This is a genomic window from Streptomyces africanus (assembly GCF_030816955.1).
Taxonomy (GTDB): Bacteria; Actinomycetota; Actinomycetes; order Streptomycetales; family Streptomycetaceae; genus Streptomyces; species Streptomyces africanus.
This window is the reverse complement of sequence record NZ_JAUSYP010000001.1, coordinates 8,253,176-8,267,682: the sequence shown is the minus strand read 5'-3', so window position 1 is coordinate 8,267,682 and position 14,507 is coordinate 8,253,176. Positions and strand designations below refer to the sequence as shown.

General features: G+C 69.7%; 13 protein-coding genes. 4 read left to right on the top strand and 9 right to left on the bottom strand.

All coding sequences use genetic code 11. The annotated features are described in order from the left end of the window. Window positions 1–12 precede the first annotated feature (12 nt). Together sfnG and QF034_RS41665 are read right to left on the bottom strand one after the other, a co-directional pair. On the bottom strand, window positions 13–1,134 hold the full coding sequence (gene sfnG / locus QF034_RS37635) for a dimethylsulfone monooxygenase SfnG (RefSeq protein WP_307179128.1): 1,122 nt from the start codon (window positions 1,132–1,134) through the stop codon (window positions 13–15). A gap of 186 nt (window positions 1,135–1,320) precedes the next feature. Continuing rightward, window positions 1,321–1,401: a putative leader peptide gene (locus QF034_RS41665; RefSeq protein WP_358839838.1), complete on the bottom strand. Its 81-nt coding sequence runs from the start codon at window positions 1,399–1,401 to the stop codon at window positions 1,321–1,323. A 137-nt stretch (window positions 1,402–1,538) separates the two neighbouring features. Here QF034_RS41665 and QF034_RS37630 point away from each other — a divergent pair, with 137 nt between their 5' ends. Beyond that, window positions 1,539–2,447, top strand: coding sequence for a LysR family transcriptional regulator (locus QF034_RS37630; protein WP_307179127.1), 909 nt, complete (start codon window positions 1,539–1,541; stop codon window positions 2,445–2,447). Window positions 2,448–2,516: 69 nt separating this feature from the next. Here the strand turns inward: QF034_RS37630 and QF034_RS37625 are convergent, their stop codons facing one another. The 4 genes from QF034_RS37625 to dctA form a co-directional block, all read right to left on the bottom strand. Then, window positions 2,517–3,611, bottom strand: coding sequence for a tartrate dehydrogenase (locus QF034_RS37625; protein WP_307179126.1), 1,095 nt, complete (start codon window positions 3,609–3,611; stop codon window positions 2,517–2,519). 112 nt (window positions 3,612–3,723) lie between these two features. Further along, entirely contained in the window at window positions 3,724–4,623 is a 900-nt protein-coding gene (locus QF034_RS37620; RefSeq protein WP_307179125.1) for a LysR family transcriptional regulator, read from the bottom strand. A gap of 42 nt (window positions 4,624–4,665) precedes the next feature. Further along, window positions 4,666–5,817 carry a glycerate kinase gene (locus tag QF034_RS37615; protein WP_307179124.1) on the bottom strand — a complete coding sequence of 384 codons (1,152 nt, stop codon included), beginning with the start codon at window positions 5,815–5,817 and terminating at the stop codon, window positions 4,666–4,668. Beyond that, window positions 5,817–7,205: a C4-dicarboxylate transporter DctA gene (dctA, locus tag QF034_RS37610; protein WP_307179123.1), complete on the bottom strand. Its 1,389-nt coding sequence runs from the start codon at window positions 7,203–7,205 to the stop codon at window positions 5,817–5,819. The genes QF034_RS37615 and dctA overlap by 1 nt, the downstream gene beginning before the upstream one ends. 225 nt (window positions 7,206–7,430) lie before the next feature. Between dctA and QF034_RS37605 the strand changes: the two genes are divergently transcribed. Next, window positions 7,431–7,739, top strand: coding sequence for a hypothetical protein (locus tag QF034_RS37605; protein ID WP_307179122.1), 309 nt, complete (start codon window positions 7,431–7,433; stop codon window positions 7,737–7,739). A 944-nt stretch (window positions 7,740–8,683) separates the two neighbouring features. Beyond that, window positions 8,684–11,242, top strand: a complete 2,559-nt coding sequence (locus tag QF034_RS37600; protein ID WP_307179121.1) for a GH32 C-terminal domain-containing protein — start codon at window positions 8,684–8,686, stop codon at window positions 11,240–11,242. Between the two features lie 30 nt (window positions 11,243–11,272). Here the strand turns inward: QF034_RS37600 and QF034_RS37595 are convergent, their stop codons facing one another. From QF034_RS37595 to QF034_RS37585, 3 genes are read right to left on the bottom strand one after another with little or no spacing between them, the layout of a single operon-like run. Then, entirely contained in the window at window positions 11,273–11,767 is a 495-nt protein-coding gene (locus QF034_RS37595) for a nucleotidyltransferase domain-containing protein (protein ID WP_307179120.1), read from the bottom strand. A gap of 49 nt (window positions 11,768–11,816) precedes the next feature. Then, window positions 11,817–12,119, bottom strand: coding sequence for a putative quinol monooxygenase (locus QF034_RS37590; protein WP_307179119.1), 303 nt, complete (start codon window positions 12,117–12,119; stop codon window positions 11,817–11,819). A gap of 27 nt (window positions 12,120–12,146) precedes the next feature. Next, a complete protein-coding gene (locus tag QF034_RS37585; protein ID WP_307179118.1) occupies window positions 12,147–13,133 on the bottom strand; it encodes a carbohydrate kinase family protein in 987 nt (328 codons plus the stop codon). Between the two features lie 244 nt (window positions 13,134–13,377). Here QF034_RS37585 and QF034_RS37580 point away from each other — a divergent pair, with 244 nt between their 5' ends. Then, window positions 13,378–14,394 (top strand): sugar ABC transporter substrate-binding protein, encoded by a 1,017-nt coding sequence (locus tag QF034_RS37580; protein ID WP_307179117.1) that lies wholly within the window; start codon window positions 13,378–13,380, stop codon window positions 14,392–14,394. The last annotated feature ends 113 nt before the right edge of the window (window positions 14,395–14,507 follow it).

Genomic DNA, 14,507 nt, shown 5'->3' with positions numbered 1-14,507 from the left:
TTTCTGGAGCGGTCAGGCGTGGGCGGCGACGGGCGCGGGCTCCTGTGCTTCCAGTTCGCGCACGAGGGGCAGGACCCGCTTGCCGAAGTACTCGACCTCCTCCAGGTAGTGCAGGAAGCCGAGGAGGAAGAGGTCCACGCCGAGCCGCTTGTAGGCGACGATCCGCTCGGCGATCTGCTCGGGGGTGCCGATCAGGCCCGTACGGAAGCCGTCGTTGTACTGCACGAGGTCTTCGAAGCCGGAGCCCTGCCACATGCCCTTGCCGTCCGAGGTGGACGGACCGGCCTGCTGCACGGCGTCACGGAAGCCGTGCACGGCCGGTGTGTCGGCCTTGGCGACGATCTCGCGGAGCGTCTCGCGGGCCTCGGCCTCGCTGTCGCGGGCGATGAGGAAGCCGTTGAGGCCGAACTTCGGGGGTGTACGGCCCGCTTGGGCGGCGGACGCGCGGACGTCCGCGATCTGCTCGGTGACGCCGTCGAAGTCCTTGCCGTTGCTGAAGTACCAGTCGGAGACGCGGCCCGCCATGGCGCGGGCGGCGGTGGAGTTGCCGCCCTGGAAGATCTCGGGGTGCGGGCGCTCGGGGGTGTTGAGGGGCTTGGGCTTGAGGGAGAAGTCGCGCAACCGGTAGAAGTCACCGGCGAGTTCGGTGTGGTCCTCGGTCCAGATCTGGCGCAGGGCTCGGATGAACTCCTCGGAACGCCGGTAGCGCTCGTCGTGCTCCAGCCAGGGCTCACCGAGGGCGGTGAACTCGCCCTTGAACCAGCCGGAGACGACGTTGACGGCGAAGCGGCCCTTCGACAGGTGGTCGGCGGTGGCGCCCAGCTTCGCGAGCACGCCCGGGTGCCACAGACCGGGGTGGACGGCGGCGATGACCTTCAGCCGCTGGGTCGCGAGCAGCAGGGCGAGGCTGAAGCTGGTCGACTCGTGCTGGTACTCGGCGCCGTAGCTCGCCATGTAGCGGACCTGGCTGAGGGCGTAGTCAAAGCCGTTGTTCTCGGCGAGGACGGCGAGTTCGCGGTTGTAGTCGTATCCCCAGTCGGTGCGCTGCTCGATGGTGCTGGTGACCAGGCCGCCGCTGACGTTCGGCACCCAGTAGGCGAAGCGGAGGGGGTCGGACACGGGCGGTACGGGCATGGGGAGCTCCTGGTAAAAGCACACACGAAAAAAGCACGCGTGGTGAGAGGGAAAAGAGTGCGGTGATCGGGACTCAGGCGTGCGGGGACGCCGCATCCGGCACAGCCGAAATCACCATGGATAGCGGCCGGCAGTGGAATTCACGAGAGAGATCGGCGCAGGTGCGAGGGTTTCCCTCGGATGCGCTCAGGCGCGACAGCGACAGCAGGAGCTGGAGACACGCGCAAGGTCGACATGGCGTCGCCGCGTGAGATCCTGTCGCTTCATGTCATCGATCCAACCAGCGGGGAGTCGGGCCGGTCAAGAAAGCCCGGACGTGATTCCACATTCTGAGAGTCGGTATTCACGAGGTTGTGACAGGGATTCCCTTGAACCCGGTGTCCGGCGGACGGCAGTCTCCTGGCGTGCGTATCGAACAGCTTGAATACATCGCCGCCGTCACACGGTTGGGATCACTGCGGCGCGCCGCCGAGGAACTGCACCTGTCCCAGCCCGCGCTCAGCGAGACCATGCGCAATCTGGAGCGCGAGCTCGGCGTGGACCTGCTGGAGCGCAAGCGGTCCGGGGCGAAGATCAGCGACGAGGGCCGGGAACTGCTGCCGCACATCATGAGCGTGCTGGACGCGGTCGACCGTCTGCGCGGCGCGGCCGGTGACCAGCACCGCATCAGCCGCATGGTCCGGCTCGGCACGGTCAACACGGCCACCGTCCCGCTGGTCATCCCGACGGTGCGGGAGTTCCGGGCCGCGCACCCGGTCACCCAGGTCGAGTTGGTCGGCGCTCAGCAGTCCGAGATCCACCGCGGGCTGCTGGAGGGCGCGTTCGACCTGGGGCTGGTGAACTACCTCGGGGGCGATGACATGCCACCCGGCTTCGCAACCACGGAACTCCTGCGCGGCCGGCCCGTGGTGTGCCTGCGCCCGGACAGTCCGCTGGCGGCCCTGGACGCGGTGGACGTGGACAGCCTCCTGGCCGAGCCGCTGGTCGTGATGCGGTCCGGCTATGTCATGCACCGATTCGTGCACCGCCTGCTCGGCGGCCGAACACCGTCCTTCTCGTACTCCACCGACGGCGCGGAAATGGGCAAGCTGATGGTCGCCGAGGGCCTGGGGGCGACGGTGCTGCCGGACTTCAGCGTCGTCGGCGACCCTCTGGAGCGGCGGGGCGCGATCACCGTACGGCCGCTCGCAGGGGACGCGACCGAGGTGCTGCTGGTCCTGCAGCGCCGCCACTCCGGCTCCGTCCCCCGGGCCGTGCGCGATCTGCACGAGCTGTTCGTGCGCAATTCCCGCGCGTATGAGGCCTCTTCGTGAAGGGGGCTCGGCCGGTCCGTCGGACAGCCTTGCCTGCCGGGGAGCGGATCCAGCGGCGCCGCAAGTCCGTCAGGCGTCGAGCGCGTCGATCAGGGCCTTGGTCACTTCGTCCGTCGTGGCCGTGCCGCCGACGTCGCGGGTGAGGATGCCCGCGGCGGTCGTGGTCTCGATCGCCTTGTGCAGACGGGCCGCCTGGTCGGGCAGGCCGAAGTGCTCCAGCATCAGGGCAGCGCTGCCGACCGCGCCGATCGGATTGGCCAGGCCCTGGCCCGCGATGTCCGGGGCGGAACCGTGCACCGGCTCGAACATGCTGGGGAAGCGGCGCTCGGGGTTGAGGTTGGCGCTGGCGGCCAGGCCCAGGCTGCCGGCCAGGGCGCTGCCGAGGTCGGAGAGGATGTCGGCGTTGAGGTTGGAGGCGACGACGACCGAGAGATCCTCGGGGTGCAGGACGAACTTGGCGGACATCGCGTCCACGAGCACGCTCTCGGTCTCGACGTCCGGGTAGTCGGCGGCGACGCGCTTGAAGACGTCGTCCCACAGGACCATGCCGTACTGCTGGGCGTTGCTCTTGGTCACGGAGGAGACCTTCTTGTGCACCCTGGTCCGGGCCAGGTCGAAGGCGAACCGCATGATCCGCTCACAGCCCACCTCGGTGAACAGGGCTGACTGCACGGCGACTTCACCGCCGGGTCCGCGGCCGGAGAGGTTGCGGCCGCCGAGGCCCGCGTACTCGCCCTCGCTGTTCTCGCGGACGACGACCCAGTCCAGCTCCGTGTCGTCGGCCTTGCGCAGCGGGCTCTGGACGCCGGGCAGGAAGTGCACGGGGCGGACGTTGGCCCACTGGTCGAAGCTCTGGCAGATCTTCAGGCGCAGGCCCCACAGGCTGACGTGGTCGGGGACGGTCGGCCAGCCGACAGCGCCGAAGTAGATCGCGTCGAAGTCCTTGAGCCGCTCCAGACCGTCGTCGTCGATCATCGTGCCGGTGCGCTCGTAGAACGCGCAGCCCCAGGGGAACTCCTCCCAGGCGAAGGCGAAGGGAGCCGCGGAGCCCTGGGAGGTCTCGGCCAGGGCGTCGAGGACGGCTCGTCCGGCGGCGACGACCTCCTTGCCCACCCCGTCGGCGGGGATGGCGGCGATGCGGAACGTGCGGGGTGCGGCTGTCATGAGGGCCTCCGGCTCGCTGTCGTGCGGTCGGTTCGAGTCAACACACCGGTGTCACCGCGCGTCCAAGACCTGCTTCCGATACGACGTATAGGCGTGGCCGATCGGTCCTGCGTCAGGCGGCGTGCACCCGCCGCTGCGCCAGCGACCTGGTGAGGGCGAGGAACGCCCGCGCCGCCGGCGTGAGGTGCGCGGGCAGGCTGACCATCGCCACGTGGAGGTGGGCCGTCGGCTCGATGGGGGCGACCACGGCGCCGCAGCGGCGGGCCAGCCGGGTCCAGGAGGACGGCAGGACCGCGACGCCCACCCCGGTGAGGACGAGCGGCAGGATCGAGGTGCGGTGGTCGACGACCGTCACGATCTGGGTGCCGGTGCCGTCCGCGGTGATGTCGTCGACGATGCTGCGCATCAGGCTGCCGGTGCGGGACGCTATGAGCTTCTGGCCGGCCAGGTCCTCGGGCCGGATCGTGACATCGTCCTCGATCGCCCCGCCGGGTGCGGCGACGACCACGAACGGCTGGTCCTCGACGTGCAGGACATCGAGCCCGGACGGGTGCACGGGGGCGGCGCTGCCCAGCAGGCCCAGTTCGCAAGCGCCGCTGCGGACCAGGGAGATGACCTCGTCCGGGGTGAAGGCGGCCTGGGTGCTCACCGTCACCGACGGATGCAGCTCGGTGAAGCGGTGGATGAGCGTGGTGAGCGGTTCGATGCCGGGCGAGGGCATGGTGGCGACCTCGACGGTGCCGCCGTGCAGCCCGGCGAGCGCGGCCGCGGTGTCCCGTACGGCGGTCAGGTCCCGCAGCACGCGCCGGCTCGGCTCCAGCAGTTCCTGTCCGGCTTCGCTCAGGACGACGCCCCGCCCCACCCGGTGGAAGAGGGCCACCCCGAGATCGGCCTCCAGGTTCGCCATCGCCTGGGACAGTGACGGCTGGGCCACGTGGAGGGCGGCGGCGGCCTTGCTGAAACCACCGTGCTCGACGATGGCGAGGAAGTACTCCAGTTGCCGGGCGTCCACGGTGCCTCCCCGCTCTGTGCTGGTACGACAGGCGGAGCGAGCCTACCTGCCGGTTTCCGTTCGTTCACGCCCGATCCAGCGGTCGGCGAGGGTCCGCCCGCACTGGGCGAGCAGCCGCGCGGACAGGGCGCTGTCCCGCGCGCAGTCCTGGTCGGTCAGGTCCGTCAGGGCCTGGACGGAACGGAAGTGGGCGGCGGTCCGGGCCGCGGGCAGGGTGCAGCGGCCGGCCACCGCGTGCACCGCCACGCCCAGTCGACGGGCCCGCCGCGCGAGCGCGACCGGCAGTTTGCCGGACAGGGACTGCTCGTCGAGGCTGCCTTCGCCGGTCACGACGAAGTCGCTCCCGGCCAGCAGGTCGTCGGCGCCGAGCAGGGTGAGGAAGTAGTCGGCCCCGGAGCGCACCTTCCCGCCCAGCAGCAGCCCGGCGTACCCCAGCCCGCCGGCCGCCCCGGCACCAGGGGCGTCGGCATCACGTACCGCCTCATCGTTTCCGGCCGCCGCCAGCCGCCCTACGAAACCGGCGAGAGCGCCGTCCAGTTCCCGTACGTCGCCCGGGCTCGCCCCCTTCTGGGGACCGTAGACGGCCGCCGTGCCCGTCGGTCCCAGCAGCGGGTTGTCCACATCGGTGGCCAGGACGAGATCGACCCCGGCCAGCGCTGCGCGGGCGTCGACGAGGTCGACCGTGTGGAGGTCGGCGAGCCCGGCGCCGCCCGGGCCGATCGGAGTGCCGTCGTCACGGGCCAGGACCGCGCCGAGGGACTGCAGCAGGCCCGCACCACCGTCGGTCGTGGCGACACCGCCGAGTGCGAGGATGATCGTGTCGGCCCCACCCGCCAGCGCGTACCGGACGGCCTGGCCGAGGCCTCGGCTGGTGGCCGTGAGCGGTGCCGTGCGGCCGCCCGGCAGGACACCGAGTCCGCAGACGGCCGCCGCTTCGATGAGGACGGTACGGCCGTGCACCGCGACCTCGGCCGTGACGGGCTGCCCGGCCGGCCCGGTCACCGATACCTTCTCGGAACGGAACCGGCCCGCGCAGGCGGCGGCCACGCTGCCCTCACCCCCGTCCGCCGGCGCGAGCCGTCGGACCCGCGCGTGCGGGGCGGCGTCCAGCAACCCGTGCTCCAGCGCGCGGGCGACCTCGTCGGCGCTGAGGGAACCCTTGAACTTGTCCGGGGCGACCAGGACGGAGACCATCAGGACGCCACCTCGGCGCCGGAAGCCACGGCCGGCCGGCTCGTCGCGGCTTCCGTCTCGACGGGCACCGGCGGTTCCACCGCCCTGCCCGCCAGTACCTCGCGTGCCCGCGCCAGATCCAGGGTCTTCTCCCACCGGGCGATGAAGAGGGTGGCGACGGCGTTGCCGGAGAAGTTCACCATGGCCCGGCACTCGGACATGAACTTGTCGATGCCGAAGACGAGCATGATGCCGGCGGCGGGAAGGGTGCCGACCGTCGACAGGGTCGCGGTGAGCGCGATGAAACCGCCGCCCGCGACACCCGCGGCGCCCTTGGACGTCAGCAGCATGACGGCGAGCAGCCCGAGTTGCTGGGTGACGGACAGCGGGGTGTCGGTGGCCTGGGCGATGTAGAGCGTGGCGAGGGAGAGGTAGATCGCCGCGCCGTCGAGGTTGAAGCTGTAGCCGGTCGGCACGACCAGGCCGACCGTGGACCTCTCGACTCCCATGTGCTGGAGCTTGCGCATCAGCCCGGGTAGCGCGGGCTCGGCGGTGGACGTGCCGAGCACCAGCAGGTACTCCTCCTTGAAGTAGCGGAAGAGCTGGAAGATGTTCAGCTTCACGTACGCGGCCAGCACACCGCCGAGCACCACCACGACGAACAGGGCGGAGGTGACGTAGAAGAGCAGGATCAGCGAACCCAGGCTGGTCAGGGTGGACAGGCCGAACTCGCCGATCGCGTACGCCATCGCGCCGAAGGCGCCCAGCGGCGCGACCTTCATGATGTACGACAGCACCTTGAAGACGACCTCGGTCAGCCGCTGCACAGCCGCGATGGCCGGCTCACCCGCCTTCCCCACCGCCTTCAGCGCGATGCCGAAGATCACCGCGAGGAAGATCACCTGGAGGATGTCGCCCTCGACGAACGGGCCGAAGAAGCTGTTCGGCACGATGTGAGTGAGGAACTCCCACCACTGCTGGTGCTCGCCCTGTTCGATGTACGTGCCCGCTTCGCCGGAGGTGTCGAGGGTCGACGGGTCGGCATGCACACCGTCGCCGAGCCGGAAGATGTTGATGGCCACCAGGCCCGCCGCCATGGCGAGGATCGTGCCGACCTGGAAGTAGGTCAGCGCCTTGATCCCGGTGAGCCCGACCCTCTTCAGGTCCGCGACGCCCGCTATGCCGCCGATGATGGTCAGGAACACGATCGGGCCGATCAGCATCTTCATCGCGGTGATGAACGTCGTGCCGAGCGGCTCCATGTCGGTGGCGAGATCCGGCCACCGCCAGCCCAGCACGATGCCGATCACGATCGCCACGAGGACCTGGACGTACAACTGCCGGTACCACGGTTTCGCCGCGATGCGCGTGGCCTGTGCGGCTCGCTCGTTGTCCGGGGTTTGCGTCATTGCAGCCTCCCTGATCGCGCGCCACCGAGCCCGATCGGTAGCTTGGGCCACAGTGAACCGGGCCACATGTCAGGGGGTCCACGACCAAAAATCGATGCCCCGTATAGGCCGGGCCTATCAGTACCGGCACCGGCCGTGTCAGGTTCCACCTCGCGGCCTGGCACTGTCGCGGACGTATGAAGGCGGTGGCGGCAGCTTGAGCAGACCGGCCACTGAGCCGGTCTCGTGCGGGCGGACGTGGTGCAGGGCAGTGGTGAAGAACGGCACGGCGTACAGGCCTTGGCCGAGTCCGGCCACCACCAGTGCCGGGAGCAGCGGCCACGGGTAGGTCGCCGTCGCCGGGGTCAGGGCCTGCTGCGCGTCACCGACCTCGTTGCGGCCACCGGCTGGTCGGCCGCCGCCGTCGCGCGCCCGCTGGCTGATCTGCGGGGTGGCGGCGCCCTCTTCTTCGACGTCGAGCTCGACAACACCCTGCTGGGCGTCACCACTCAGGCCACGCTGTGGATGGCCGACCCGCACCCGCCGGCCAGGTAGTCACGTCCGGCCGGCGGAATCGGGAGAGCGGGATATGTCGTTGCGCCGGCGCGGTGCCGAGGCTTGGCTGAACGCCATGTCCGTGTGGCTTGCGAGACCTGGCGGACGCGCGCACGATCCGATACGACCCGTACGTCGGGGACGACGCCCTCCGCAGGGCTGAGCGACATCCTGACGGTGCGACTGGTCGGCAGGCGCGACAGAGATCGTGGAAGTACCGTCCCCGCGGCCATCGGCGAGCGGCACTACTGGGAGGCTGTGGGACGGCTGTGGTCGGAGCTCGTCGCGACCACGTTCGACGAGTCCGTGAGTCCGTGCCCGGGGCGGGGTTCGGGCAGGGCGACTGGCCTGCCCGAGGGCGACCATCGTCCACATCAAGCGCCACCCCGTCGCGGTGGTCGCCTCACATGTCGACCAGCCATGGGCACCGCCCACGGTCGACGGCGCGCTCGCATGGCTCAAACCGGTCTACGACCGATGGCTCGCCTGAAAGGCCCGGTCGATCTGACGGCCAAACGCTATGTGGAGGTGAAGGCCGAGGATCTCGCAGCCGACTGGCCCGAGCAGCGCCGCGCCCAGTTCGAACTGCGGTGTCGACGACTTCGCGACCAGATCGACGTTCCAGTCACACTGGCTGGACCATCGCCATGACCAATTCGACCGCCGCACCCGTGAGTTCGTCGAACGAAGCCTTGGCGGTGTCATCCCGGCCATGGGATACGCGTAACCCGTGCCTACGCAAGCAATCTCGCCCGCACCGTTGACGCACCGGCCGGGCTGCCCTTCATAATCGGGCACTCGATGTCATCGCTGACACAAGTCAACGTTGACACCTCGGTCGGTGGCGTGGACGACGACGCCGACCCGAGGCGTCACTTTTTGGTCCGTCCGCACCGGAGCCCGCAGTCACCGCTGCACGGACGGCCGCGGGACAAGGAGACACGATGAGCTCTGTACGCGTATCCCGGCACGCCCGGCTGCGATCGATGGCGGCGGTGGCGACGGTCTGCGCCCTGTCCGCCGCTCCGCTCGCCCCCCAGGCGGTCGCCGCCGGCACCCCGGCATACAGCGAGACCTACAGGCCCCAGTTCCACTTCACCCCGGAGAAGAACTGGATGAACGACCCCAACGGCCTCGTTTACTACAAGGGCGAGTACCACCTCTTCTACCAGTACAACCCGAACGGCAACTCCTGGGGCGACATGTCCTGGGGGCACGCGGTGAGCAAGGACCTCGTGCACTGGACGGAGTTGCCGCTCGCCCTGTCGCACGACGACGAGGAGATGGTGTTCTCCGGCAGCGCGGTCGTCGACTGGAACAACACCACCGGCTTCGGCACGAAGGACAACCCGCCCATGGTGGCGATCTACACCAGCGCCTACAAGAACGGCGGCAAGCAGGCCCAGTCGCTCGCCTACAGCACCGATCGCGGCCGCACCTGGACCAAGTACCAGGGCAACCCCGTCATCGACATCGGCTCCACCAACTTCCGCGACCCCAAGGTCCAGTGGTACGCGCCGACCAAGAGCTGGCTGATGACGGTGTCGCTGTCCGCCGAGCACAAGGTGCGGTTCTACTCGTCGAAGAACCTCAAGGACTGGGAGCTGCTGAGCGAGTTCGGGCCGGCCGGTGCGACGGGTGGCGTGTGGGAGTGCCCGGACCTGTTCCCCCTCGCGGTCGACGGGGACAAGAGGAACATCAAGTGGGTCCTGGTCGTCAACATCAACCCCGGGGGCATCGCGGGCGGTTCGGCCGCCCAGTACTTCGTCGGCGACTTCGACGGCAAGAAGTTCACCGCCGAGGACAAGGGCACGTACACCCCGCCCACCGGCAAGGTCGTGCAGGACTTCGAGGGCACCGGCTTCGGTACGTGGGCGGCCACGGGCACCGCGTTCGGTCAGGGACCGGCAGCCGGGGCGGTGGACGGGCAGGGGACCGTCGAGGGCTTCGACGGCAAGGGCCTCGCCAACAGCTTCCACTCGGGTGACGGATCCACCGGCACGCTCACCTCTCCCCCATTCACCGTCGACAGCCCCTACCTGAACTTCAAGATCGGCGGCGGGCGGCATCCGCGCGAGGCCGGAACCGTCATGGACAGCACTCCGCCCGAGGGCACGGTCCTCACCGACTTCGAAGGCGGAACCTACGGCGACTGGACGGCGACCGGGGACGCCTTCGGCACCGCGCCGGCCACCGGCACCCTCCCCGGCCAGGGACAGGTCTCCGGCTTCCTGGGAGACGGGCTGGCCAACACCTTCCTCAACGGCGACTCCACCACCGGCACTCTCACCTCGCCCGAGTTCACCATCGACAAGAAACACATCAACTTCCTCATCGGCGGCGGCAATCACCCCGCCGGCTCCGACCACCCGACCGCCGTCGAGCTCCTCGTGGACGGCCAGGTCGTCCGCAGCGCCACCGGAAGGGACGCCGAGGCACTCAACTGGGCCTCCTGGGACGTCAGCGACCTCGCCGGCAAGCAGGCGCGGATCAGGATCGTCGACGACAACACCGGTGGCTGGGGCCACGTCAACGTCGACCACATCGTGCTGTCCGACACCCAGGCCCGGCGCGTCTCCCAGGAGACGTCCGTCAACCTGATCGTCGACGGCCAGGTCGTCCGCAGCGCGACCGGCGCCGACAGCGAGTCCCTGGACTGGGCCTCCTTCGACATGCGCCCGTACGCCGGCAAGAAGGCGCAGATCCAGGTCGTCGACATGAACACCGGCGGCTGGGGCCACGTCCTGGCCGACCGGTTCACCGCCGCCGACAAGCCCGCCCAGTCCGTCGTACAGCGCGCCGACTGGGCCGACTACGGCAAGGACTACTACGCGGCGGTCTCCTGGGAGAACGCACCGGGCGGCAAGCGTTACATGATCGGCTGGATGAACAACTGGGACTACGGCCAGTCCGTCCCCACCTCCCCCTGGCGCGGTGCGCAGAGCGTTCCCCGAGAAATGGCCCTGCGCACCGTCGACGGCCGGATCCGGCTGACCAGCAAGCCGGTGGGCAGCCTGGAATCCCTCCGGGACAAGCGGCCGGCGACGGCGTCCGACGTCACCGTCAAGAGCGCGTCCAAGCCCCTGATCCGCCCCGCGGCCAAGGGCAAGGCACTCGACATCGAGGCGACGTTCTCCCTCAAGGACGCCGACCGCTTCGGCCTGAAGGTCCGCACCGGAGCGGGCGGCGAGGAGACCGTCATCGGCTACGACACCACGACCCAGGAACTGTACGTCGACCGCACCCGCTCCGGCGCCGGGGACTTCAACAGCACCTTCCCCGGCGTCCAGACCGCACCTCTGAAACCCCAGGACGGCAAGGTCAAGCTGCGGATCCTGGTCGACTGGTCGTCCGTCGAGGTCTTCGGCGGCGACGGCGAGGCAGTGATCACCGACCAGATCTTCCCCGACCCCTCCAGCACCGGCGTCGAGGTCTTCGCCCAGGGCGGCACCGCCACCCTCGACCGCATGCAGGCGTGGCAGCTGAAGTCCATCTGGCGGTGACGAGCCGCGGCGTCCGGCGTGCGGACCCGGTCAGAAGTGGGTGGTGATCCCGAACCTCTGCCGGAGTCGGGCCATGTCATGAAGGTCGTGAGCAGCAGGTCTGTAGCCCTGGTGGAAGTGGACCTGCTGCTCGGGCGACAGGCACGGGACCGTGGCGCCGAGGATCGTGCCGGTGACGAAGCACGAGGCAGGATAGGCGAACGGGCGCTCGGGGTCGGGTGACGCCTGCACGGCGGATCCGTCCGCGGCGAAGATCAGAGGGTGAAGATCGATCTCCCGGTCCTGAGGGTCGGTGACGACGAACCGCACGGGGCGCCAGTCGAGGGTCTCGACGAACCCGACGTCCGCGAGAGCCGACACGACGGCCGCTTCCTGGTTCTCGCGGTGCATCAGGTCCAGATCGCGGTGCTCGCGGGTCTGCTCGCCGACCAGGGCGTCGATGCCCCAGCCACCGCCGATCCAGATGTCGACGTCCGCGTTCCGCAGCACGGCGAGGATGGACAACACATCGTCGGCCGTCATCATCTGGGACACGCTAGCGGTGACCGTCTCGGCCGGCGAGCGGACTTACCCGCTACGGATGCGTGGCCAGCGGATCGAGGAACGTCAGGACCGACGCGTCCTCCTCGATCAGCGGCGTGAGGGCGGCGTTGAACGGGGCGCCGTACGGGGCGTCCAGGTGTGCCTTGAAGGCGTCCTCGTCCCGGTAGACCTCGAAGATCCAGTAGGCACGCGGGGCGGCCGCCTTGGTGTAGACGTCGAAGGCCAGGTTGCCTTCCTCTTCGCGCACTTTCAGGGCGTACTCCCGGATCAGGCGGGCGACCTCGGCCTCCGCTCCCTCTCGGGCGGTGAACTCGGCGAGCAGGGTTTTCGTCATGGTTTCCGGTCCTTCCAGTCAGTGGAGTCAGCGGGTGGAGTCGACGTGCCGCACGACGGCCTCGTCCGTCGGAGCCTGGGCCAGCTGGTCGTGCCAGGGTGGGTTCGGTCCGGCGACCGAGCAGGTCAGGGCCGCGACCTGCGTGGCGAACAGGCAGGCCGCCTCGACATCGCCGAGACGCAGGTCCGTCAGCCTGCCGCCGAGGAGTCCGCGGGTGCCGAGGTGGTGCAGCAGTCCCGCGGTGAAGGAGTCCCCCGCCCCGACCGTGTCGACGACCTGCGCCGACGCCGCGGGCACCTGCACCCGTTCCCCGTCGAGTGAGGCCAGCGCGCCGTCCGCGCCGCGCGTGATCACGACGAGCCGCGCCCCGGCCGCATGCCAGGTGTCGCACGCCTGCTCGGGCGGCGTCCCGGGCAGCAGGAGCTCCAGGTCGTCCTCGCTCAGCCGCAGCACATCCGCGAGGCCGCACCAGTGCGCCAACCGGGCACGGTAGACCTCGGGGTGCACCAGGAGGGGGCGGACGTTGGGGTCGATGCTGATGGTGGCGTGCGGCGCGGCCGTCGCCAGGAAGTCCTCCACCACCCCCGCCCCGGGGTCCTTGACCAGGGCCAGTGACCCGCTGTGGAGGCAGGCGGTGCCGGCCAGGTCCACCCCGGCCAGTTCCGCGTTCGTCCACTGCCAGTCCGCGGTGGCCTGGGCGTGGAAGGAGAACGCGGCCTGTCCCTGGGTATCCAGTTCGGCCACGGCCAGCGTGCTGGGCTCGGCGGCCTCGACGGCGTGCGACAGGTCCACGCCGGAGGCCTCCAGGTGGGCGCGGAAGAGGCGGCCGAACACGTCGCCGGACAGCCGTGCGAGGAAGCGGGCCGGGGTGCCCAGCCGGGCCAGGGCCACGGCCGTGTTGGCCGGTCCGCCGCCCGGCAGGACGCGCAGGGCGAGTTCGTTCCGGGTCCCTGCGGACTGGGTGAACGCGTCGGCGACGCACTCCCCCAGGACGGTGATCTGGCGCGGGCACATGGGCGGCTCTTCTCTTGGGACGCGTCGGCGAAACGGGCAATTGCGAGCAGTCCCCGGACCGGTTCGGGCGGGTGGCGGCCACGGCGTTGCCGATTTGTGACGGGTGAAAGGCATTGACGTTGCCTGAAGGCGGAGTCCATCATCCTCGCCAAGCAGTGTCAACGCTGACATGAGTCAACGATGACACCTCGGGCGGCATGCGCCCGATGCCGGCCGCTCGTCCGCAATCCCGCAGGAGTCGTTCATGTCACGTATTTCTCGTCTGCCTTCCTCCCTGATCAGGGCCGCCGCGTGCACGGGCATCGCGGCCCTCACCCTGACCGCCTGTGGATCCGGATCCGGATCGGGCACGGCGAACGCCGGATCGGGCAGCGTCAAGGTCGGTCTGATCACCAAGACCGACACCAACCCGTTCTTCGTGAAGATGAAGGAAGGCGCGGAGAAGGCCGCCAAGGACAACGGCGTCCAACTCGTCACCGCGGCGGGCAAGTTCGACGGGGACAACGCCGGGCAGGTCACCGCCGTCGAGAACATGGTCGCCTCCGGGGTGAAGGGCATCCTGATCACGCCGAGTGACTCCAAGGCGATCGTGCCGGCGATCGAGAAGGCCAAGGCCAAGGGTGTTCTGGTCATCGCCCTGGACACCCCGACCGACCCGGAGAGCGCGGCCGACGCCCTGTTCGCCACCGACAACCTCAAGGCGGGCGAGCTGATCGGCGAGTACGCCAAGGCCGCCATGAAGGGCAAGACCGCGAAGATAGCCGCCCTCGACCTCGCGCCGGGTGTGTCCGTCGGCGTTCAGCGGCACAACGGTTTCCTCAAGGGCTTCGGCGCCACCGACAAGGACGTCGCCTGTGCTCAGGACACCGGCGGCGACCAGTCCAAGGGCCAGACGGCGATGGAGAACTGCCTCCAGAAGGAACCCGGCATCAACGTCGTCTACACGATCAACGAACCGGCCGCGCTCGGCGCGTACACGGCACTGAAGGCCAAGGGCCGGGAGAAGGACGTGCTGATCGTCTCCGTCGACGGCGGCTGCACCGGCACCAAGGCCGTCAAGGACGGCAAGATCGCCGCGACCTCGCAGCAGTACCCGCTGAAGATGGCCGCCGAGGGCGTCAAGGCCGTCGCGACGTACGCCAAGGACGGCAAGAAGGCGTCCGGTTACACCGACACCGGCGTCACGCTGATCACCGACAAGGCGCAGGACGGGGTCACGTCCAAGGACACCGCCTACGGCCTGGACAACTGCTGGGGCTGAGCCGCCGGCCGACCCCCGGCTGCCGCCGTAGCTGCCGCCGTTCGACACCTCTCAGCGGGGTGGCCGGCCCCTCCTCCCCGACCGGGGACGGCCGCCCCCTCGTCCTCTTGCCG